The sequence below is a fragment of the Paenibacillus sp. JT31N17 genome (assembly GCF_056269255.1).
The window spans coordinates 215,844-237,652 of the sequence record NZ_JBWDNP010000002.1; the positions used below are offsets into that span (position 1 = coordinate 215,844).

18 protein-coding genes are annotated in these 21,809 nt (G+C 52.5%); 8 read left to right on the top strand and 10 right to left on the bottom strand.

Annotated features, from left to right (window positions below; translation table 11 throughout):
• Positions 1–22 precede the first annotated feature (22 nt).
• The 5 genes from AC0YOB_RS08525 to AC0YOB_RS08545 all read left to right on the top strand — a co-directional run bounded on the left by AC0YOB_RS08525 (position 23) and on the right by AC0YOB_RS08545 (position 7,156).
• Positions 23–1,786: a sensor histidine kinase gene (locus AC0YOB_RS08525; RefSeq protein WP_475792482.1), complete on the top strand. Its 1,764-nt coding sequence runs from the start codon at positions 23–25 to the stop codon at positions 1,784–1,786.
• Complete coding sequence (locus AC0YOB_RS08530; RefSeq protein ID WP_475792483.1) at positions 1,783–3,408, top strand: response regulator transcription factor; 1,626 nt, start codon at positions 1,783–1,785, stop codon at positions 3,406–3,408. Before AC0YOB_RS08525 ends, AC0YOB_RS08530 begins: the two co-directional genes overlap by 4 nt.
• 105 nt (positions 3,409–3,513) lie before the next feature.
• On the top strand, positions 3,514–5,250 hold the full coding sequence (locus tag AC0YOB_RS08535) for an extracellular solute-binding protein (protein WP_475792484.1): 1,737 nt from the start codon (positions 3,514–3,516) through the stop codon (positions 5,248–5,250).
• A 100-nt stretch (positions 5,251–5,350) separates the two neighbouring features.
• Positions 5,351–6,250 carry an ABC transporter permease gene (locus tag AC0YOB_RS08540; RefSeq protein ID WP_210045531.1) on the top strand — a complete coding sequence of 300 codons (900 nt, stop codon included), beginning with the start codon at positions 5,351–5,353 and terminating at the stop codon, positions 6,248–6,250.
• 21 nt (positions 6,251–6,271) lie between these two features.
• A complete protein-coding gene (locus AC0YOB_RS08545) occupies positions 6,272–7,156 on the top strand; it encodes a carbohydrate ABC transporter permease (protein WP_475792485.1) in 885 nt (294 codons plus the stop codon).
• A gap of 165 nt (positions 7,157–7,321) precedes the next feature.
• Here AC0YOB_RS08545 and AC0YOB_RS08550 read toward each other — a convergent pair whose 3' ends face one another.
• From AC0YOB_RS08550 to hxlA, 8 genes are all read right to left on the bottom strand, one after another.
• Complete coding sequence (locus tag AC0YOB_RS08550) at positions 7,322–7,582, bottom strand: HPr family phosphocarrier protein (protein WP_210045533.1); 261 nt, start codon at positions 7,580–7,582, stop codon at positions 7,322–7,324.
• A gap of 1 nt (position 7,583) precedes the next feature.
• On the bottom strand, positions 7,584–9,314 hold the full coding sequence (ptsP, locus tag AC0YOB_RS08555; RefSeq protein WP_475792486.1) for a phosphoenolpyruvate--protein phosphotransferase: 1,731 nt from the start codon (positions 9,312–9,314) through the stop codon (positions 7,584–7,586).
• Positions 9,315–9,526: 212 nt separating this feature from the next.
• Entirely contained in the window at positions 9,527–10,672 is a 1,146-nt protein-coding gene (locus AC0YOB_RS08560) for a mannitol-1-phosphate 5-dehydrogenase (protein ID WP_475792487.1), read from the bottom strand.
• Positions 10,669–11,106, bottom strand: a complete 438-nt coding sequence (locus AC0YOB_RS08565) for a PTS mannitol transporter subunit IIA (RefSeq protein WP_475792488.1) — start codon at positions 11,104–11,106, stop codon at positions 10,669–10,671. The genes AC0YOB_RS08560 and AC0YOB_RS08565 overlap by 4 nt, the downstream gene beginning before the upstream one ends.
• A 3-nt stretch (positions 11,107–11,109) precedes the next feature.
• A complete protein-coding gene (locus AC0YOB_RS08570; protein ID WP_475792489.1) occupies positions 11,110–13,173 on the bottom strand; it encodes a BglG family transcription antiterminator in 2,064 nt (687 codons plus the stop codon).
• A 20-nt stretch (positions 13,174–13,193) separates the two neighbouring features.
• Complete coding sequence (locus AC0YOB_RS08575) at positions 13,194–14,651, bottom strand: PTS mannitol transporter subunit IIBC (RefSeq protein WP_475792490.1); 1,458 nt, start codon at positions 14,649–14,651, stop codon at positions 13,194–13,196.
• A 221-nt stretch (positions 14,652–14,872) separates the two neighbouring features.
• Positions 14,873–15,430: a 6-phospho-3-hexuloisomerase gene (gene hxlB / locus AC0YOB_RS08580; protein ID WP_475792491.1), complete on the bottom strand. Its 558-nt coding sequence runs from the start codon at positions 15,428–15,430 to the stop codon at positions 14,873–14,875.
• A 4-nt stretch (positions 15,431–15,434) separates the two neighbouring features.
• Positions 15,435–16,067: a 3-hexulose-6-phosphate synthase gene (gene hxlA / locus AC0YOB_RS08585; RefSeq protein ID WP_475792492.1), complete on the bottom strand. Its 633-nt coding sequence runs from the start codon at positions 16,065–16,067 to the stop codon at positions 15,435–15,437.
• Positions 16,068–16,253: 186 nt separating this feature from the next.
• Between hxlA and AC0YOB_RS08590 the strand changes: the two genes are divergently transcribed.
• Positions 16,254–16,607, top strand: a complete 354-nt coding sequence (locus AC0YOB_RS08590) for a winged helix-turn-helix transcriptional regulator (protein WP_475792493.1) — start codon at positions 16,254–16,256, stop codon at positions 16,605–16,607.
• A gap of 225 nt (positions 16,608–16,832) precedes the next feature.
• Positions 16,833–18,317 (top strand): PAS domain S-box protein, encoded by a 1,485-nt coding sequence (locus AC0YOB_RS08595; RefSeq protein WP_475792494.1) that lies wholly within the window; start codon positions 16,833–16,835, stop codon positions 18,315–18,317.
• Positions 18,318–18,457: 140 nt separating this feature from the next.
• On the opposite strand, the gene AC0YOB_RS08600 is transcribed toward AC0YOB_RS08595, so the two are convergent.
• Both AC0YOB_RS08600 and AC0YOB_RS08605 read right to left on the bottom strand, forming a co-directional pair.
• Positions 18,458–19,270 (bottom strand): peptidylprolyl isomerase, encoded by an 813-nt coding sequence (locus AC0YOB_RS08600; RefSeq protein ID WP_475792495.1) that lies wholly within the window; start codon positions 19,268–19,270, stop codon positions 18,458–18,460.
• 228 nt (positions 19,271–19,498) lie between these two features.
• Complete coding sequence (locus tag AC0YOB_RS08605) at positions 19,499–20,494, bottom strand: YihY/virulence factor BrkB family protein (RefSeq protein WP_475792496.1); 996 nt, start codon at positions 20,492–20,494, stop codon at positions 19,499–19,501.
• Between the two features lie 358 nt (positions 20,495–20,852).
• On the opposite strand from AC0YOB_RS08605, the gene AC0YOB_RS08610 reads away from it, so the two are divergent.
• Positions 20,853–21,794 (top strand): hypothetical protein, encoded by a 942-nt coding sequence (locus tag AC0YOB_RS08610; protein ID WP_475792497.1) that lies wholly within the window; start codon positions 20,853–20,855, stop codon positions 21,792–21,794.
• Positions 21,795–21,809 lie beyond the last annotated feature (15 nt).

Genomic DNA, 21,809 nt, shown 5'->3' on the forward strand with positions numbered 1-21,809 from the left:
GATCCATGATTGGAGTGGGAGCATGAACCTATGGAACAGGATGACTTCATTGTCGATATACCCCAAGCTGGTGCTGACCTTTCTGGTCATACTCAGCCCGATGTATCTGATCAGCTGGCGGATGAATGACGCCGGTTCGGGCACAGTGGAGAAGGAAATTACCCAGTCGCTGCTCTCGCGGACTTCCTTGTACGTGAACATGCTGGAATTCGACCTGAGCCGGGTGATCTCGCTGCTGCAGGAGTATGTCAATGACGAGGATCTGCTCAAGCTGTCCTCCTCCGCGGAGGTTATGTCCGAGATCGAGAAGATGCAGGCGCAGCTGGGCCTGAAGAAACGACTGGATATCCTCAAGCGCTCCAGCAAGTTCGTTGAAAATGCAAGCGCTTTTATTCCGTCGATGAACCGGACAGTATCGGCTAACGATAATATTTTCACCTCATTTAATGAGGATCAATTTCAATCACTCGCGAAGTCGACCAATCGTTTTGAGTCTCCATTCCTCGTGTGGCAGGACCGGATATTCATCAGCTTGCCTTATCCGGACCCGGCTGTCTCCAGCGATCAGAAGCCGGTGTTCCTGCTGACAGTGGAGATTTCCCGGAAGGAGCTGGCCGATGTCCTCAAGGAATTCACCAATGAAGGGGGCGGCGCTATCCTGGCCGGGGAGAGGATGTCCTGGACGGTCAGCGGAACACGCAATGAAGCCGATGCCGGCATGCTGGAGGAGGCGGGAATGAGTCATGCGGCAAGCGCCGCCCATGAAGCGGAGATCCGCGAGGTCACGCTGAAGGATGATCCGTATATGGTGGTTTCGAAGTCCTCCACGAGACTTGGGATGACGCTGTTCATGTATATTCCCAGCAAAAGCGTGACCGCATCGCTTGATTCCTACCGGTCCTGGTTCTCTGCCCTGTCCATTGCCTCGATATTTATTGTGCTGCTGTTCTCCTACAGCATCTATCTGATTATCCACCAGCCGCTCAAGAAACTGGTGCGGTCCTTCAGGCGGATTGAGCAGGGTCATTTCAATCTGGAAATGAATTATCCGCTCAAGGATGAATTCGGTTATTTATACGGGCAATTCAACGGGATGGTCAAGCGTCTGGATGTGCTGGTGCATGAGGTGTACGAGCAGCAGTACCGGGCGCGTACAGCCGAGCTGCGACATCTGCAATCGCAGATCAATCCGCATTTTCTATATAACAGCTATTTCATTTTGTACCGGATGGCCATGCTCAAGGACCATGACAATGTCATTTATTTTACCAAGCATCTCGGGGAGTATTTTGAATTCATTACACGCGACGGGGCGGATGAGGTTCCACTGGAGAACGAAATCAAGCATGCGCGCACCTATGCCGAAATTCAGTCCGTCCGCTTCGGGAACCGGATTCAAGTGGAATTCGATGAACTGCCGGAAGAAGCGGGAGCCGCTGCGGTCCCCCGTCTTATCCTGCAGCCTCTGATTGAGAACTGCTACAATCACGGGCTGGAGCACAAGCGCAAAGGCGGATGGATTCGTGTCCGCATCATCTGCTTGCCGGATAAGATCGTCATCATCGTCGAGGATAACGGGGGCACTATCGACGAGGAGAAGCTGCGCGAGCTTCAGAGCAAGCTGCATCAGGACGATCAGGCGCATGAGCATACGGGACTTCTGAACGTGCATCGCCGCATCCAGATCAGATATGGCGGCCTCGGCGGATTGACGCTCGAGACAGGTGAAGAGAAAGGCCTGAAAGTAACCATGACTCTGCCGAGGGAAGGGGAAATGCCGGGATGATCAGACTGTTGATCGTGGACGATGAGCCATACACGGTAGACGGCTTATACGAAATGCTGGAAAATACCGCGGATCTGGAGCTTGAGCTTTATCGCGCCTATGCGCCGGAAGAAGCGGTGGAGTGGCTGACACGGACGAAGATGGATATTGTTTTGAGCGATATCCGCATGCCGGGTATGACAGGTCTGGAGCTGCAGAAGTGGGTGGTCAGCCAGTGGCCCCGCTGCAAAATTATTTTCCTTACCGGTATCCGCGAGCTGCAAACCGCCCAGGAGGCGATTCGGACAGGATCGGTCGATTATATTTTGAAAACCGAAGGCGACGAGGCGATTCTCCGCAGCATCCGCAAGGCGATGGAGGCTTTGAGGGAAGAGACGCGGAGCGACCAGTTCATGCTGCAGGCCAAGGAACAGATGCATAAAGCGCTCCCTCTGCTGCACAGGGAATGGTTCACCTCCCTGCTGGATCCTCATTTTAGCGGCAGCATTGTTCAGGCGAGAATGCAGGAGCTGGACATCCCGCTGTCCCTTGACCTGGAACTGATCCCTGTAATCGGGCGCATTGACCGTTCAGAGGAGAATGCCGATTCTCGGGATCAAATGCTGCTTTTGTACGCGATTCAAAATATTGCGGCCGAGTTTTTTGAAACAGCCGTTTTTTTCTCCGTAAATCTGGATGCCAATCATCTCGTGCTGCTGATCCAGCCCTCCGGCCATGAAACACATGAAGTCAAGGCATGCCATTCGGCGGCTCTCTGGAGGAAAACAGGCTCCTTCGTTCAGGGAACGCTGGAATCCGTCCAAGAAACCTGCCTTCGCCTGCTGGAACAGCCGGTATCCTTCATCAGCCCTGCGTACCCTGTAACATGGACGGGACTGTCCCGAGCGTACGCCAATATGAGGCATAAGCTGGTTCTTGGAATTGGAAACGGAGTTGGCATGCTGATGAGCGTAGATCCGCTGGATGAAGGAGGCGGCAGAGATCCGCTTCCTCCGGTCAGAATGATGATGGATAAGCTGGAGCGGCTGATGAACGAGGGGATGGAGGAACCGTTTATCGAATACCTGAAGGAGGTGCTGGGCCGGCCAACCAAATTCGCTGATTATGTGCAGGTCTATTATTCGGTAGCGGCCCTGCTGCTGGCCCAGCTGGAGTGGTTGAATCCCGGAGCCGACGGAAGCGATATCGACCTTGAAGGCTTATTCAATCTATCGACGCACTCTACCAGCGAGCAGGCCGCCCAAACCTTCCTGACGCTGTCCTTGTTGATTCTTGCCCGGCGCAGGGAGCTTCAGGATGAACGGACTTCACAGGTGATCAATAAGCTGCACCAGCATATCTGCCATCATCTGGATGGCGATCTGTCGCTGACGAAGCTTGCGGAGATCGTGTATTTGAATCCTACCTATCTGTCGGTCTTGTACAAACAATCGACGGGGAATAATCTTTCGGAGTATATTGCCCGGATCCGTCTGGAGAAAGCCAAGGAGCTTCTGGAGACGACGCCGCTGAAGATTCATGAGATTGCGGAGAAGGTCGGCTTCGAAACCGCAGGTTATTTTACACGTTTTTTCAAGAAGCGGCTGAATCTGACACCTCAGGAGTTCCGCGCCAAGACATGAACCAAACAGAAGATAACAAATCAGAACAGAGTGACATTTACGCATGTATGGCCTGCCCTTAAACTGGAAACATAGCAACCACACTAAATAGGGAGGTTCGAAAAAATGAGCAAGCCCACAAGATGGACGGCAATTCTGACGCTCGTATGTATTATGCTTTTTGTAACCGCTTGCAGCTCCGGCAACAATAAGGAAAGCTCCAATACAGCAGATGGAGGCAACCAGGCGACCGCAACGGATACGGAAACGAAGAATACGGATGGAACCGGCAATGCCGGCGCCAGCGAGCCGGAACCATACCTTGGGAAGTTTGATCCGCCTATCGAGATTTCTACAGTTCGGATCGTCAACGACACCTATAAATATCCCGCAGGCGATTCCATAGAGAGCAATGTTTGGACGAAAACGATCGAAGATAAGCTTGGCATCAAGGTTAAAAATCAATGGGTAGTCAGCGGTGACCAGGCGGGAGGACAGGGCGAGCAGAAAATGAATGTGTCCATTGCTTCGGGAGATCTTCCTGATTTTATCCCGGTAAGCTCCAAGCAGCTGCAGCAGCTGCAGGACGCGGGCGAATTGATGGATTTGACTGAGATCTATGAAAAATATGGCTCCCCTTTTCTCAAGGAAGTACTGAACCAGGACGGTCCTAACGCCCTGGCATCGGCTACATTTGACGGTAAATTGATGGCGATTCCAAGTACAGGCTCCTCGATGGACGGGGCGGCTATGGTATGGATCCGCAGCGATTGGCTGAAGGAGCTTAATCTGCCCGAGCCCAAAACGATGCAGGATATTCTGACCATCTCGGAAGCGTTCACCACGCAGGATCCGGATAAGAATGGGAAGGACGACACCTACGGCATTGCTCTAAACAAAGATCTGTACGGAGGCTTTGCCGATATCACCGGTTTTATGAACGCCTATCATGCTTACCCAAGAAGCTGGATTAAGGATGCGGAAGGCAGCATCGTATACGGCAGCATTCAGCCGGAGATGAAGACGGCGCTCGCCGCTTTGCAGGATCTTTACAAAAAAGGCCAGATCGACAAGGAATTCGGGGTCAAAGACGGCGGGAAAGAAGCGGAGCTGACGGCATCCGGCAAGCTGGGAATCGAGTTCGGAGGCATGTCGAATCCGCTGTGGCCGCTCGTTGACACCAAGAAGAATGACCCCACTGCAGAGTGGCAGTCATACGCCGTTCCATCCGCCGACGACAAGCCTGTGACCCCTCAGGTCGGCTTCGCGGTCGGCAAATATTATGCAGTTAAAAAGGACGCGAAAAATCCTGAAGCGCTGTTGAAAATGATGAACCTGTTTGTGGAAACCGGATGGGGAGAAACGACGACACCGGAGAATTATGCCGCACATTTCACAAGCGATGGCTTCGAATATCATAAATTCCCGCCATTCGTTGCCTGGCCTGCACGTAAAAATCTGGATATTCATCTTCATGTATCGGCAGCGCTTGACAGCAAAGACACATCTGCTCTTAATCCGGAGGAAACGGACAATTACGGTAAAATCGTTGCCTTCCTGAATGGCTCCAACGAGGATCCGCTTGGTTGGGCATACGACAAGGTTTTCGGCAAAACAGGCTCTTTCGTCATCATTAATGACTATGTCAATTCCGACAGATTGAAAATGACTGAATTCTACGGGGCGCCTACGCCGGCAATGGTACAGAAGGAATCCAATCTGCAAAAACGCGAGCTGGAGGTGTTTACCAAGATTATAATGGGAGATCCCATCGATAGTTTTGATAAATTTGTTGAAGATTGGAAGAAGCTTGGCGGTGACGAGATTACGGCCGAGGTGAACGAGTGGGCTAAAAACAAGTAATTGTCAGTCGGAATGAGGGGGAGAATACCGTCTTCCCCTCGTTCACGGCTTCCGCTGAATCACTTTTGGTTTCTATTAAATAACGTTGAGGAGGTGCCGTATGTCGCTGAAAAAATGGAGCGGACAGCTCCCGCTGCATCTCATGATCCTGCCGGGACTTATCCTCATTCTCATTTATCATTATGGTCCCATGTTCGGATTCATTATTGCCTTCGAGAATTTCGTGCCGGCCAAGGGGATTTTTGGCTCCAAATGGTCTGGGCTTGATAATTTCCGTTATGTCCTGGAAATGCCGGAGACGAAGCTGATCCTTCTGAACACCGTCTACATTGCCCTAATGAAGATCGTGGCAGGCCTTGTCGTACCGATTATTACCGCGCTTCTGCTCAATGAGGTCAAGAAGGAGTTTGTCAAACGCGGTGTACAGACGCTGATCTATTTGCCTCATTTCCTTTCCTGGATTATTCTTGGCGGGATTCTGATTGATATCCTGTCCCCGTCCAATGGGATCGTCAATCAATTCCTTGGCTTGTTCGGCATCGAGCCGATCTATTTTCTGGGCGATAATTCATGGTTCCGTTATGTGCTGGTGGCATCCGATGCCTGGAAGGAATTCGGGTTTAACACGATCGTGTATTTGGCAGCCTTGACGAGTATTAATCCGGCTCTCTATGAGGCGGCGATTGTCGATGGAGCCAACCGCTGGAAGCAAACGCTCAATGTTACGCTTCCGGGCATGGCGCCGATCATTATCCTTCTGCTCACGCTAAGTTTGGGAAATGTGCTGAATGCCGGATTCGATCAGGTGTTCAATTTATATAGTCCTCAGGTATACGAGACAGGGGACATTATCGATACCTTTGTTTACCGGATTGGCTTGATTGACGCCCAATATGGTGTGGCAACGGCGGTCGGCCTGTTCAAATCCATTGTGTCCATGGTCTTTATCTCACTCTCTTATTATATTGCGTACCGCTTTGCCAACTATCGTATCTTCTAGTTAAAGAAAGGAGCAGAAGCCATGGTAGAACATTATTCATTCAGCCGACGGATCTTTATCGGCTTCAACTATCTGTTTCTCTGCCTGCTTTCTGTCATATGCCTGCTGCCGCTGATTCATGTGCTGGCTGTATCCTTTAGCTCCAGCGGTGCGGCACAGGCGGGGTTCGTCAAGTTCTGGCCGGTGGAATTCACACTCAGTTCTTACGAGTTCGTCTTGAAGAAACCGGCTTTTTTCAATTCTATCCTAGTGACCCTTCAGCGGGTCGGTATCGGTGTCGTCGTCAATATGCTGCTTACCATCATGGTTGCCTATCCGCTTGCCAAGGATAACAGGAAATTTCCGCTGCGCACGTTCTACGCCTGGGTGTTTGTAGTGACCATCCTGTTCAGCGGGGGCCTGATTCCGCTGTATATGACGATCAAGTACACCGGCATCATGGATACGATCTGGGCGCTGGTGCTGCCCTCGGCGGTTCCTGTCTTTAACGTCATCCTGCTGCTCAATTTCTTCCGCGGACTGCCGAAGGAGCTGGAGGAGGCGGCGTTTATTGACGGGGCGGGACACTGGACGACGTTATGGCGGATATTCGTGCCCTTATCCCTGCCGGCGCTGGCTACCATTACGCTGTTTGCCACGGTCAATCATTGGAATTCCTGGTTCGACGGGCTGATCTTCATGAATTCTCCCGATCATTATCCGCTTCAGAGCTATTTGCAGACCGTTGTAATCAATCGCGACCTGTCCTTGGTATCATCCGCCGACATGGCTTCACTTGCTGAAGTGAACGACCGGACAGCCAAGGCCGCCCAGATATTCCTGGGGGCGCTGCCGATTCTCATTGTCTATCCGTTCCTGCAACGTTTCTTTATGAAGGGCATTGTATTGGGAAGCGTAAAGGAATAAGGGCGGCATGCCGAGTTCGCAGAGAAGTTCCTCTGAGCAATCCAGCGTTAAACACTTGAGTGTTCAATCTTGGAAATTCTAACTTGCAACAAAGAATCAAGCCAAAGAGTCAGGCTCCGGTTAAGGAGCCTGACTCTTTGGCTGCTATTCTCTGACATCTGAAAGCTATTCGTGAATTTGAACAAGCAGCTGGCCGAGTGTCTGCATGGCTTCCGCTTCCTGCTCGCCGTCAATCTCCAGGGTGACATCCTCCCCTGCGGCAATGCCCAGTGTCAGCATGCTGAGCGAGCTTTTGCCATTCACCTTCTTGCCTTTGTTGATGACCGTGATTTTGCAGGGAAAACCGCTTGCGGTCTGCACGAATGTCTTGGCCGGTCTTACATGGAAGCCGGTCGGATTCACGATGGTAAAGGTTTGAGTTTGCATCCTATTGTTTTCCTCCTTGCATATTCGCCTGAACGAAATCCTTCACTTCCTGCTGGCTGCCCATGGAGAGCGCCTGCTCGGCCAGCTGGCTCCAGGTGCCGAACGGGAGTCCGGCAACCAGTTCCCTTGTCGCAAGTATCGTGCCGGCGCTCATGCTGAATTCATGCAGCCCGAGTCCGAGCAGCAGCGGGACGGCCGCCGCGTCGCCGGCCATTTCTCCGCACATCCCGACCCATTTCCCTTCGCGCTTCGCGGCGCGGATAATCATCGCCACCAGCCGGAGAATGGAAGGGTGATGGGGTTGGTACAGATAGGAGACCGTCTCGTTCATCCGGTCGGCCGCCATCGTATATTGAATCAGATCATTGGTGCCGATGCTGAAGAAATCAACCTCCTTGGCGAACAGATCTGCCGCAATCGCCGCAGCCGGCACCTCGATCATCATACCGACTTCCAATTGCAAGTTTACCGGAATGCCTTCCGCAAGCAGTTTTTCCCGCTCCACGCGAAGCAGGCGTTTCGCTTCCCGCAGCTCCTCCGGCACGGCTATCATCGGAAACATTATCTTGAGATTTCCGTATGGGCTAGCGCGCAGCAGGGCGCGAAGCTGGGTACGGAACAGGCTTTCATTAGCCAGGCAGAAGCGCAGCGCCCGAAGGCCAAGAAACGGGTTGCTTTCCTTGGGCAGATTCAGGTAAGGGAGCTCCTTGTCTCCGCCGATGTCCAGCGTGCGGATAACAACGGGCTTGCCCTGCATTTTTTCAAGCACATATTTATAGCTGCTGAACTGTTCTTCTTCCGTAGGCAGAGAGCTGCGGCCCATATAAAGAAACTCGGTGCGAAACAATCCGATGGCCTCCGCTCCGTTGTCAATGGCTTTCTGCACATCCTGTATACTGCCGATATTGGCGGCAAGCTCTATATGATGCCCGTCGGAGGACACAGTCGGCTGATTCTTCAGTTTGCTCAGCTCAGCCGCTCTGGACTCGTATTCGGAACGTTTATCCTGATACCGCGTGAGCTCCTCCTCGCTTGGACCGATAATGGCTTCGCCCGCCAGGGCATCGATAATCATCTGCGTTCCGGTGGAGACCGCCATGATCTGCGCTCCCGCTCCGACAATAGCCGGAATATCGAGCGAGCGTGCCATGATGGCGGAGTGGGAAGTGCGGCTGCCGGCCTCCGTAATAAATCCTCTCACCATATCCGGATTGAGCTGGGCCGTATCCGAAGGGGTCAAGTCCCGGGCGATGAGGATGCAAGGCTCTGTAATGTCGGAGAGAGTCCGGGTGGAGCTGCCCCGCAGGATGTTGATGACCCGTCCGGTTACATCTTCAATATCGACTGCCCGGGCCTGCAGGAGCTCATCCTCCATCGCTTTGAGCGCCTGAATGAATGTCTGGGCGGTTTCATAAAGCGCATAAGGGGCGCTTGCGAGATCCGTCCGGATCTTGTCGATGGCAACATCGATCAAATCAGGATCCTCCAGCAGGAGCAGATGGCCCTCGAATATTTCGGCTTTCCCGCCTCCAAGCCGCTGCTCCGTCGATTCGCGAATCGCTTCAAGCTCTGTGCGCGCCTGCTGCAGGGCATGTTGGAAACGCTCTGTTTCCAGCTCTGCATCGGCAACTGTTTCAGGCTGCGGGATATACGCATCCGGTTGAAGCCTGAACGCAGGAGCAATGGCATAGCCGGGTGAAGCCGGGATGCCTGTTATTAATAAGCTCGGCATGTTGGCATACCCTCCTTTTTTAAGCTGGATCCTCTTGAAATATAAGATAGATAAAATATCTCCATACTTGCTCATTGAGGAAGAAACTAACTTTACCGCTAAAACACGGCTTCAGCCGTTTCTTCTTATCCTTATAGAATGTATAAGTTTCACTATTATCCATTAGAGAAGAAACTTACCTGCCCGTCAAAAGACGGCGGCGCCGTTTCTGCTTAATTCAACGCCTCATAGTGTCGCGCGATTTCCTGATGAACCGAATGGGTCTCAGGAATTCCGGTATAACTGGTGATTGTCGGATGCAGGCCATACCGGGCAATGGACTCCTGAAGCTGTACAGCCTCAGGATCTTCCTTATAATTGAACCTTAGGGCAGCGGCCGCAGCCCGCGCCAAATGGGCAACCTCCAGACCAAGCGCGTGGGCGGCCATTGCCGGACGTATAAGCCGGTCATCCGGCGACAGCTTGCGGACCGGGGAACGTCCCACACGTACAACCTCATCCATCAGATATGGATTGATGAACCGCTCCATTATGCTGCTGATATAATCCATATGCTCCTGCTCGTCGAAGCCGTATTTTCGGATCAGCATGGCGCCTGTCTCCTGCAATGTATTCCGGACTTCGGACTGAACGGCCTCATCCTTCATCGCTTGCTGAATTGTGGCGTAACCGCGCAGGTAACCGTGATAAGCGGCGCAGCAGTGGCCTGTGTTGACAGTAAACAGCTTGCGTTCGATATACGGCTCCAAATGCGAAACAAGGTGCATGCCTTCGATAACAGGGAAGCCTTCCAGGAGGGAAGAGCCGTCAACGACCCATTCATGAAAAGGCTCGACCGTAACCATCAGCGGATCGTCATGATGCTGAAGCGGGACGATCCGGTCGACAGCCGCATCGGGAAACCGGATAAAGCGGTCCGCTAGCTGCTGATATTCGGCTGACAGATGGCTGTACACATGGGCTTTGAGCTGCGTGCTCCCGCCTATGGCATTCTCGCAGGCAATGATATGCAGCGGGGCGGGAATGCTGCTCTGCAGGCGGAGCTCGATGCCTGAGGCTATCCCCGCGGCAATAGCTTTCAGAACCGGCAGCCCCACGGCCGTCGTCACCAGATCCGCCCCGGCTACGGCCCGCGTCACCTGATCGATGTCGTTTCCGTTAATGGCGGCAACCTGCCGTACGGTTGCCGCGTCCGAAGCGGCATTGGCAAGGATGACCTCATACTGCTTCCGCGCATTAAGCAGATTGACAAGGTTTTCGTTGACGTCGACGAAGCTTACGGCGAGCCCGGAACGGGACAGCAGCAGCCCGATAAAGCCTCTGCCGATATTGCCCGCGCCGAACTGGACCGCCTTCATGCTTCCATACCCTGCTCGAAGATGCGGAGCAGCTCATCCTTGTCAGCGGTTTGGAGAATGGTCTCAAGTGTGTCGTCATCAGATACAAGCTCGGCCACATGAGTCAGAATTTCGAGATGATCGTCGCCGGCGGCGGCAATTCCGATAATCAGATAGGCGGGTTCGCCTTCACCGAAGTCAATGCCGTCCGGAACAATGGCAATGGACATGCCGGTCGAGCGGATCAGACTCCTGGCATCATTGGTGCCATGGGGGATAGCAAGCCCCCCTCCAAGATAGGTGGACAGACTGTCCTCCCGTTCAATCATTTTGCCGATATATTCGGCAGGGACGTGCCCTGCATCAACGAGCATCTGGCCTACAACACGGATCGCCTCATATTTGTCCTTCACTTGAACATTTAATTTTACTTTGTCTCTCGATAAAATGCTCACAGGTCAATCACTCCATTCCATTTTGTTTTGCAGAAAAGCCTCGAGCTCATGGGAGAAAAATTGCTGTATGGACGCCTTGTCTCCCTGCTCCAGCAGATGAATCAGCTCGCTGGACAGGAGCATGCTGCTGATTTCACTCAGCACCTCCAGGCTGTCGGAGGACAGCTTCAAGGGCGCAAGCATCAGCAGAATCTGATGGACAGGCTTCTGATCATCCAGCAGCAGCGGCTGATCCAGCGTGAACAGGCAGAGCACAGGACGCGGAACAAATTCGTTTCTTGTATGGAATAAGGCCAGCTTCGTGTCGGGAATGATCTGGCTGCCATACGATTCCCTCTCCAGCAGCTGGTTTACAATCGGTTCAATACGGTCGATGGCATCTCTGCGCCGCAACCTGGCGCACAGACGGGTTAAGATGCCCTTCAGATGAAATTCATCCGGAGGAATATCCTCGCGATAGCACTCGAATTGATCCATAATGTACAGGATGATCGCCGAATAACGGCTCATCCGCCGCAGCCTCTCCAGCGCATCGCTGCTAAGGGAGCTCTCCTGTCTGACGGAGGGAAGACGGTTTAAGGTAATGGTCTGAATGTAGGTTCGCAGCTTAACCGCTTCCTCAGCCGTCAGCAGAGGGCTGAGCTTGATATAACGGTCCGGTTCAACCGGCAGATCGACGGTTGAAATAATCAGATCATACTGATCCTCCGGATATCGCGAAGCCTCGAACCAGGACGCGCGTCCGATCAGATCAATCTGGGGAAGCTCTTTATTGATTCTCACTTCCAGCAGCTTGGATGAACCGATTCCGCTGGTGCAGACGAGAAGGGCGCGGACATGCCGCGGAAACTGCTTCAATCTCTCCAGCGAAGCGCCGAAATGCATGACCAGAAAGCCGATTTCCTCATCGGGAACGGAAGGTTCGGCAACGGTGTCCTTGACCGCCTGCCTGACAATGAGAAACAGCTTCTCGTAATCCTTCTTGATCTGGGCTACCAGCGGATTCCGGATGGCGGTCCCTTCACGAAGACGCTGCAGGGCCGGTCCGGCATGACGGATCAGCCCGTCAAGCAGCGTGCGGTCCTGCATTAACTCTACCCCGAGCCTGTCTTCGACAATCCGGATCATCCGGACAATGGTGTCAGCCAGCTGCAAATTATCGGCCAGCAAAGGATTAATCACCTGCGGCTTGTTCCAGTCCGCGAGCTGCTGCCCGATATAGGCGGCTTCTTCCGGGAGTGTGATTCCCATCATATCCATGAACATGCGAAGCCTGGCCTGTTCTCCGCTGTCCGCGTCTTCCTTGGCCAAAGCCCCCGCTGCCTCAGCGGGGGAAATCGTTCTTCCCTTGCGGATCCGGGTCAAGCTGACCGACAAGGAGATAAGAAGCATCGTATAATCGGCCTCGGACAAGGTTGTCGGCCATTGATCCTCCAGCTGCCACAGGGCTTTCTCGACTTTGAAGAAACTATCCTCTCTTCCGATCATATTCAGCAGCTCGCCAGACAGCGGATCAGCAGGCTGCCCGCCGAACCGTCCGAATAATTCAGAATCGTCAAGCTGCTCCCTGGCGAGCCTTGCGATCGTTCCCCGGAGCGCAGCCTCCGGCCCGATAATTTGCACCCCGTATCCGCGCCGTCTGACCAGAGCGAGTCCCTGCTTGACGACCCAATCCTCGATTTCATCCAGATCGGCGGTGACGGTCGGAACGGCCACATGCAGATCATGGGCAAGCAGGAACAGCTTGACGGGTTCCGGGCTTTCCAGCAGCCAGCAAAGAATGAGCACCTTTCTTTCTCTTGCGGTGAAATGATCGGGATTCATCCTGGAGAGCTGCTGCTTGAAGGCTTGAAGTTTGTCCTGCTCCGCTTCAAGCTGGATGCCTGATCCGGATTTCTTAAGAAGAGAGATGCCGGCGTCCCTCAGGGCCTCCTCCACCTGAGCCAGCTCTCTGTGAATCGTCCGCGAGCTGACCTTGATGGCTTCGGCAATTTCGCCCGACGTCAGCTCGCCCTGCTTGTTAAGCAGCAATTCAATAATTTGTCGCTGTCTCTTGGATAGGTTCATCGGCATCAATCCTCGATCTATTAGGATACGCTCAGCCTGTTTACAAGCTCGTCATATTCAGGACTTTTCAAGAAATTGTCGATGGAAATATGCTCCGCTCCGGGAGCCTTCTGTCTGGCGCGGTCCGTCAGCGACCTGTGGGTGATGACGATGTCCGCATCGGCCGGGATTTCACTGATGGCGGTATTGGTCACCGTTACCGGAATCTCTGCGGCCTTGATTTTCTTGCGCAGTATAGACGCGCCCATCGCGCTTGAGCCCATGCCGGCATCGCAGGCGAACACGATTTTGGAAACATCCGCTTTTGCTTTGACAGCAGCTCCTGGAACCGGAGCGGCATTTGCGACTGCGGCTGCAGCGGTCCCTTTGGCTTCACTTTTCATTTGCTGCATTTTCTGCTGCGCAAGCTCCAGATCGCCTTCTTCTTCCGCTTTTCGGCTTGTTTTGAGCAGCAGCGAGGCAACCAGAAAAGAGACGACCGCAGCGGTCAGTATACCGCTGAGTGCAGCGAGCAATCCGCCCTTGGGCGCCATCGCAATGTAGGCGAATATACTGCCCGGGGATGGAGTGGCTACAAGTCCGGCATTGAAGATCGTGAAGGTGAAGCTGCCTGTAACCCCGCCTGCGATTACCGCAAGGATAAGCCGCGGGTTCATCAGAATATAAGGGAAATAAATTTCATGAATGCCGCCGAAGAAATGAATGATGGCCGCTCCCGGCGCAGACTGCTTCGTAAGGCCTTTTCCCACGAACCAGTAAGCAAGCAGAATGCCAAGACCGGGTCCCGGATTCGACTCCAGCATGAAAATGATCGATTTGCCCGTATTGGAAGCCTGCTCGAGCCCGATCGGCCCCAGCACGCCATGATTGATGGCATTGTTCAGAAACAGGATTTTGCCCGGCTCAATGAGAATATTGGCCAAGGGCAGCAGACCTGCATTAATCAGGCCCTCCACGCCGGAAGCCAGCAGTTGGCTTGCTTTCTCTACGACCGGACCTATGCCGGTGTAAGCTCCAAGAGCAAGCGCGCCTCCGATTATGCCGGCGGAGAAGTTGTTGACCAGCATTTCGAAGCCCGAGCGGATTTTGCCCTCCACGGATCTGTCGAAGGCCCTGAGGATCCAGGCGGACAAGGGGCCGACAATCATCGCTCCGATGAACATCGGAATATCCGAGCCTATGATAACCCCCATAGTGGCGATGGCTCCAATAACGCCTCCGCGCATGCCGTGGATCATTTGACCGCCTGTATATCCGATAAGAAGGGGCAGCAGGTAGGTGATCATGGGATCAACCAGCTTGCCGAGATATTCGTTGGGTATCCAGCCCGTCGGGATAAATAAAGCCGTAATCAAGCCCCAGGCGATAAAAGCGCCGATATTCGGCATAACCATCCCGCTGAGAAAACGCCCGAAACGCTGCACGGAAACTTTGACCCCGCCTGAGGATGCTTGCCGGCCAGTAAGTTGTTCAGACATCCTGTTAACCTCCCATAAAAAATTCCCCTCCTGTATAGTCTTTGATTAAAGGGGTTGAAATAATCGTAGAATAGAACGCTTCCAAGATCAATCAAAGGAAAAGGAGGTTTCGTCATGAATGCTGTTGACATCATTTGAACTTTGCGTCGACAGAAATGGGGGACCCGGGTCAACGCGCAATAAAACCGCCCCCGCTGCAAAGGGGCGGGGGCGGCGTATACTTATTCCAGATTGGCATGATTGCCAAACATTGAGGATGAGTCGAGCTTGCGATGATCCATCAAACGCAGGATCAGACCATCGAACAGCAGCAGAATGCTCTGCTCAAACAACGAGCCCATGGGCTGTACGGTAACTCCGCCTTCTCCCGTCCGATCCTTCGGGGAAGCGGGGATAGGAATCACGATATCCGCGAGCTTCCCGATGGAGGAAGCGGGGGAGATTGTCGCGAGGACGACCGTCGCCCCGATGCCTCCCGCCTTGCCGGCCATGGAGAGAAGGCTGCTCGTTTCTCCCGAGCCTGAGCCGATGATCAGCATGTCTTCTTTGGCGATGCCGGGCGTTATGGTTTCGCCAACTACATAAGCTTCAAGTCCGGCCTGCATCAGGCGCATGGCCAGCGCTTTCATCATCAGTCCGGACCGGCCGGCGCCGGCGACGAATATTTTCCTCGACGCGAGGATGCCTTCGGCCAGCTGTTCCACCGCATCCTCGGGAACGGCCCGGAGGCTGCGGGAGAGCTCTCCGATTATTTTGTCCGTGTACGAAGTAATCCCCATTGGACTAACCTTGTTTGATTAATTGCCGCATTTGGGAAGCAGCCGTCTGGATATTGTCATGTCCTGTAATACCGCCGCCTACTATGATCAGATCAGGCTTGGCCGCAATAACTTCCGGAAGCGTGGACAGTTTGATTCCTCCGGCTATGGCTGTTTTTGCGTTTTTGACGACGCGTTTGATCGCGGAGAGTTCCTCAAAAGAGTTTTTGCCCTCCGCCTGGGTATCGTAGCCTGAGTGGACACAGATATAATCTACGCCGAGCGCGTCAAGCTCCTTTGCCCGCTCTTCGATGTTTTTGATACTGATCATGTCCACCAGTATCTTCCTGTTTGTTTTGGCCGCTTCCTCTACGGCGCCTCGGATCGTGGAATCCTCAGCGACGCCAAGCACGGTCACGATGTCCGCCCCCGCTTCGACGGCTTTCATGACTTCATAACCGCCGGCATCCATAATTTTGAGATCCGCCAATACTTTCAAGTTGGGAAAAGCCTCCTTGATCGCTTTGACTGCATGCAAACCTTCATTAATAACGACAGGGGTTCCGATTTCAACAATGTCAATATAAGCTTCTACTTCTTTCACCAATGCTTTGGCTTCCGGGATATTCACCAGATCAAGCGCTAATTGCAATTCCAATTTGATCACTCCTATTCGATTTGTATTGATATGTTCAGATCCAAGGCTTATTCTATAGCTATCGTTTCTATTTAAGAAGTACGCACTTGCAAGTGGTGTAGTCACCACCAGTATACTATTGGCGTTCCTGCAGGGTTTGAGCAGGTAGGAAGAATTGGGAATTGCGGACAGAAAGGGGCAGCCGGTATGGCAAACGAGCTGAAGGAACGGATTAATCTCACAGAAATCAATTGCGAGAAGGAGCTGACGCTTGCGGTTATCGGCGGCAAATGGAAGCTGATTATTTTGTGGCATCTTGGTCTGGAAGGCACCAAACGCTTCAGCGAGCTAAAACGGCTTATTCCCTCCATCACCCAGAAGATGCTGACCAACCAGCTGCGCGAGCTGGAGGACGATCTATTGGTGCGCCGCAAGGTATATGCCGAAGTTCCGCCGCGTGTCGAATATACGTTGACCGATTATGGCGAGAGCCTGATGCCGATCCTGCGCATGATGTACAATTGGGGAAAAGATTACGGTGAAAAAGTAGTGTGGAAATAATCGGTACGCCCAAGTTTGAGGTTCTTCGACATATCCGGACGAAAAGCGCTCTGTACAAAGCAGGGCGCTATTTTTTCATAATTCTGTTTAAAGCATGAGCGCAGATGATTAAGTTGAAAATGGTACGGTTAACAATTATGATGAATAGTGATGACATCAAGATGACGATTTCACATAGCTTTGTAATGTGTGGAGCTGTACTCTGCCTTCAAAGGGGAATATGATGTGGGAATACTTCTTATGTTTGAAAACGCAGATGGGGAAAACGTGCTCGAAACCTTTTTGGAAGAAATACTTCCCTATATGATTGTGGTGAAAAATGGGAAGATTATCACAATAAATTCCGATGCTTCACGTTTATTTGGCTATGACAGGAACAAGCTTATTGGCATGGAGCTCCTTGAACTGATTCATCCCCGCGACAGACGGACCTATCTGATCGAAGAGGAAGAGGTCAAGGGTAATAAGAATAAAAATATTGTATGGCAGGCAAGGGGAATCAGACAGGATCATTCGATTTTTCCTCTGGAAATTCATGGGATGATGAAGCTGTTCCACGGGATTCATTTGTTTCTGATAACCGAAGTGGCGGATTTGACAGAGCGCCAGCAGATCGAGAAGGCCGACAAGCAGATTGAAGAACGGTTTCGGACTGTGTTCAATTATGCGGCCGCAGGCATCGCTCTGATTGATATTAATGGGCGTTTTCTGGAAGCGAATTATTCATTCTGCGATATATTGGGATATACGGAGTCCGAGCTTGCCGAGCTGCGGTTCCATGGCATCCTGCATCCGGATCACCTGGATGATCATCTTGACAATACGACACGGCTGCTGATTGCCGAAATCCCGTGGTATGAAATGGAAAGCCGGTTTATTCATAAATCGGGGCATGTGGTATGGGGCCTGTTGAATACGACAGTTGTCAGAGACGATCACAACAAGCCGCTTTATTATATTGTGCAATTTCAGGACATTACGACCAAGAAGGAAGCGGAGGAGCTCATACGCAAATCCGATAAGCTCATGGCCGTGGGGCAGCTGGCTGCGGGAGTCGCGCATGAGGTGCGCAATCCGCTTACCGTGCTGAAGGGCTTTACGCAGATGCTGCGGACGACGGATAAAAAAAACGAAAGCTACTATCAGCTGATGCTCTCGGAGGTGGATCGCATCGAATCCATTATCGGGGAGTTCCTGATGCTGGCCAAGCCGCAGGAAGTTGAATTCAAGATGAATGACATTGGCGTGATTTTGTCCAATATTATTATATTGATGGAAACAAACGCGGTTCTAAGCAATGTTCAGATTATCTCCAATCTGGGTAATGAGCAAATGTATCTGGAATGCGACGAAAATCAGCTCAAGCAGGCGCTTGCGAATATATTGCAAAATGCGATCGAGGCCATGCCCCAGGGCGGCCAGATCATCGTAACGGTCGAGCAGCTCGATGCGGATCATCTGATCATCGGCATCAGCGATCAGGGCTGCGGGATTTCCGAGGATCGGATTGCCCGGCTGGGAGAACCTTTCTACTCCAGCAAAGAGAAGGGTACAGGCCTTGGCCTTATGATCAGCTATCAGATCATCGAGAAGCATAACGGGCGCGTACGGGTGAACAGCAAGCTGAACGAAGGGACCACCTTCGAAATCATCCTGCCGCTGCATCAGGATGCGGAGCCTCCGGCGCTTCCCGAGCAGACTGGCCTGTGAAGCTCATGCCTTGGTATGACTGGATATATGCAGCATGGCATAAGCAAAGCAAAACCCTGACCGCCCTGGTCAGGGTTTTGCTTTGCTTGCTGTGGGTTCTCTATTTAATAGGAAACCTGCGTGAGCCGCCCTCATTCCCTCTACGGGGTGATTTTCTCAGGCTCCGGATAATCCACGCCCTTGGTATCGACGGTTACCTTTTTCATTTTAGGAGGAGTGACCGCGAGCTCGCTTCCATCGGTTGGGACGCTTACGATGGCGTCAACGGTCTCCAGACCTTTGGTCACTTTGCCGAAAGCGGCATAGGCGCCGTCCAGACCGGTGTTGGCATCCACCATAATGAAAAATTGCGAGCCTGCGGAATCCATATCCTGAGCCCGTGCCATCGAGATGACGCCGCGCTCATGAAGCAAACCGTTTTGTACGCCGTTCTGGCTGAATTCGCCCTTGATGCCGTAGCCGGGTCCGCCCGAGCCTCTGCCGTCCGGATCGCCGCCCTGGATCATGAACCCGGGAACGACGCGGTGGAAGGTCAGGCCGTCATAGAAGCCCTTTTTGACCAGAGAGACAAAGTTGTTGACCGTATTCGGCGCAGCCTTGGGATAAAGCTCGATCTCAATCGTTTTGCCGTCTTCCATTTCAATCGTGACTATGGGATCATCCTCAGAAGCAAATGAGTCAGCTGCGCCTCCGCTGTTCGTATTGCCCGCAGCGTCACCCGTCTCCGCAGGAGGCGTATTGGTGTTTCCTGACGTGTTTCCTGATGTGTTCCCCGAGGTATTGCCCGCCGTGTTTCCGCCGCTGTTGTCGGGCTTGGTTCCGCAGGCGGCTAATAACAGCGCCAGCGACATCAGCGAAATCACCAGGAGAGCTCTCAAAGATAGTTTCTTCCAATGTGCCTGGGGGCCGGATTGATCATGGTGAAGCTCCGGCGTGAAGCCTGTCCGATTCATTGCATGTTCCCTCTTTTCACTTATTTTCTGTTTCTATTCCTTCAAGCATCTGTGCTTTATTCGACAGGCGTATGTTGGAATCCTTTCCATTCCGGGCTCAAAATATGTGCATTTTATGGAATTTTCCGCATGGCTTGTTTGTACGCGGCTTTACATAGGCAGGACATAGCGGCAGCCCCTGAAGCATTGGCCTCAGGGGCTGCTATTCTAACGCATATGGCCTGATGCTCAGGCGCCTTTCGTTTTTCCTCGTTTGAAGAACGGCAGCGAGATGGAGAAGCGCTTGCAGTTTGCTTTCATTTTGCCGTGCTTGTCGAAATGCAGCGAAGCGTTAATTTCACCTCCCAGCACGATGATGATGCTCGACAGATACAGCCAGGTAAGCAAGACGATAATTCCGCCGATGCTTCCGTAGGTCTTCGTATAATTGCCGAAATTATTGACATAAAAGGAGAAGCATAAGGAGGTTATGATCCAGCCGAAGGTGGCAAACAACGCGCCCGGCACCACTTCGCGGAAATGCAGCCGCAGGTTGGGAGCAAACAGGTACAGGGAGGCGAAGACGACAGACATGATCACGATGGGGATGACGTATTGGGCGAATCCCCATACGGTATCGATGCTGCCTGGAAGCTGCGTCCATTTGTACAGCATATCCCCGATCACTCTACCGAAGATGAGCATGACCATGCTGAACAGGATGACAAGCGCCAATACAATCGTAAAAACGAGCGAATACGCTTTGACTTTCCAGAAGGGGCGCGTTTCCTCCACATCATAAGCTTTATTCAAAGCTTTCATGACGGCGCTTATGCCGTTGGATGCCGACCATAACGTAATAATCAACCCCACCGAAAGCAGAGACCCGTTGCTGGAAGCCTGAATCTCGATGAAGGCGTCGCTGATGGTGTTCGTCGAGAGCTCAGGCATGATCAGCTGGATTTGCTCGATTACATCCTGCAGGGTCAGATTGGCAAAGCTGAGAACAGCAATGATGAAGATCAGAAAAGGGAAGAACGAGAGAATCAGGTAGTATGTCAGCTGAGCTCCCAGCGCGGGAACCTCGTCATCCTGAAAGCGGCAGTACAGGTTCTGGGCAAAATCGATAAAGGATCTGCGTTTATACACGGTGCCGTCTGTTCGGGAATTGATCGAATTATCGGGGTATTGGAGAACAACATTTGACTTGGTCTTGGTTGTATCCGGCCCTACAAGTTTAGCCATTCCAGTCCGCCTCCTTCTGTTATTACATCTGTATTTACCCGTGGCTTTCCCCTGTTAACCCGTCCTACGTCTTATATTTATTCATGCACAAGGCCCGTCATCACGCATCGGTCAATCTTTTTTGACCTTATCGAATGGATAAGTTTTGCGCCTGTACAATTCTGTAAAGTTTGAGGGAACAAACTGACGCTATCGCCAAAGGACGGCGCCGCCGTTTCTTCTTGACGAATTTATACTTTCTTTAGAACTGGTTTACGAGCGGTTTAGGGTTGAGCGGTATTCTGTTTACAGGGAGCTTCGCTAAAGAAGCACCAGGGAGCTTCACCGAAGAGGCTTTCAAGAACAGGAGGAAATAAAGATGAATAAAAAAAAGAAATGGTTGTCCTTTGGAATTCCGTTAACGGCCGGTGCGGTTCTGCTGGTCGCCAGCGGCTTCACCGCAAGTGCAGGCTCGGCAGGCTATGATGCTTACAAGGAAGCGCTGAAGACCAATACCAATGTGAAGAGCGTCACAGCCGACGTGTCGGTTACGGTCAGCGACAACGGAGCGGAGAAGCTGCAGGCCAAGGCGAAGCTCAAGCTGGATAAAGACCAGGGCGGAGCCAGCGGCTCGCTGACATTGGGGGGAGCGGGCACGGAGCCGATCGCGGTGAATATGTATCATCAGAATGAGCAGATGATTGTCAAGAACAGCAAGGATGACGTGTATTACGTCATCGATCCGCAGGGAGCGCCGGAACATGCGCAGCGCAAATTTGGAAACCATGAACCGGGTGGAGACGGTTTTCCCAAGGAACTGGAAAATGTCATTGATACGCTGGTCGGCAATGTGAAGCAGCAGGTGGAGCTGGATGAGCAGGCGGATGGCATCAAGCACATCTCCCTGGATTTAACGGGAAGCCAAATTCCTGCGGCCGTCAATGCCATTGGTTCCTTGTTGATCAAACATGCGGGCAGCGGCGCTCAAGGCGAACATAATAATGAGGCGGGACCTGCGGATTCCATTCACCAGCAGCTGCTTGGCGGAGAATGGCAGCCGCAGCTTCCTGAACTGGCACAGGATGTCCGGATTGAAGCGGTCAGCCTGGATGCGCTTATCGGCAAGGATAACCGCATCCAGCATCAAACTGTACAAATCAAGGCGGCAGGCAAAGATGAAGCCAGTGCCGATCACACTGTAACGGTAACGCTGGATGCCGGACTCTCGGCTTACAACAGCACGTCACCCGAAGTAATCGATCTGGACAATAAACAAGTGGTAACGGTTGATCCGGCTGAAGAATGGGGCGGACAGCAATAATCATCAGAAAACAGC

Coding starts and splice junctions, on each gene's coding strand:
- AC0YOB_RS08525 (WP_475792482.1), top strand. CDS start 23: ATGAACCTATGGAACAGGATGACTTCATTGTCGATATACCCCAAGCTG.
- AC0YOB_RS08530 (WP_475792483.1), top strand. CDS start 1,783: ATGATCAGACTGTTGATCGTGGACGATGAGCCATACACGGTAGACGGC.
- AC0YOB_RS08535 (WP_475792484.1), top strand. CDS start 3,514: ATGAGCAAGCCCACAAGATGGACGGCAATTCTGACGCTCGTATGTATT.
- AC0YOB_RS08540 (WP_210045531.1), top strand. CDS start 5,351: ATGTCGCTGAAAAAATGGAGCGGACAGCTCCCGCTGCATCTCATGATC.
- AC0YOB_RS08545 (WP_475792485.1), top strand. CDS start 6,272: ATGGTAGAACATTATTCATTCAGCCGACGGATCTTTATCGGCTTCAAC.
- AC0YOB_RS08550 (WP_210045533.1), bottom strand. CDS start 7,582: ATGCAAACTCAAACCTTTACCATCGTGAATCCGACCGGCTTCCATGTA.
- ptsP (WP_475792486.1), bottom strand. CDS start 9,314: ATGCCGAGCTTATTAATAACAGGCATCCCGGCTTCACCCGGCTATGCC.
- AC0YOB_RS08560 (WP_475792487.1), bottom strand. CDS start 10,672: ATGAAGGCGGTCCAGTTCGGCGCGGGCAATATCGGCAGAGGCTTTATC.
- AC0YOB_RS08570 (WP_475792489.1), bottom strand. CDS start 13,173: ATGAACCTATCCAAGAGACAGCGACAAATTATTGAATTGCTGCTTAAC.
- AC0YOB_RS08575 (WP_475792490.1), bottom strand. CDS start 14,651: ATGTCTGAACAACTTACTGGCCGGCAAGCATCCTCAGGCGGGGTCAAA.
- hxlB (WP_475792491.1), bottom strand. CDS start 15,430: ATGGGGATTACTTCGTACACGGACAAAATAATCGGAGAGCTCTCCCGC.
- AC0YOB_RS08590 (WP_475792493.1), top strand. CDS start 16,254: ATGGCAAACGAGCTGAAGGAACGGATTAATCTCACAGAAATCAATTGC.
- AC0YOB_RS08600 (WP_475792495.1), bottom strand. CDS start 19,270: ATGAATCGGACAGGCTTCACGCCGGAGCTTCACCATGATCAATCCGGC.
- AC0YOB_RS08605 (WP_475792496.1), bottom strand. CDS start 20,494: ATGGCTAAACTTGTAGGGCCGGATACAACCAAGACCAAGTCAAATGTT.
- AC0YOB_RS08610 (WP_475792497.1), top strand. CDS start 20,853: ATGAATAAAAAAAAGAAATGGTTGTCCTTTGGAATTCCGTTAACGGCC.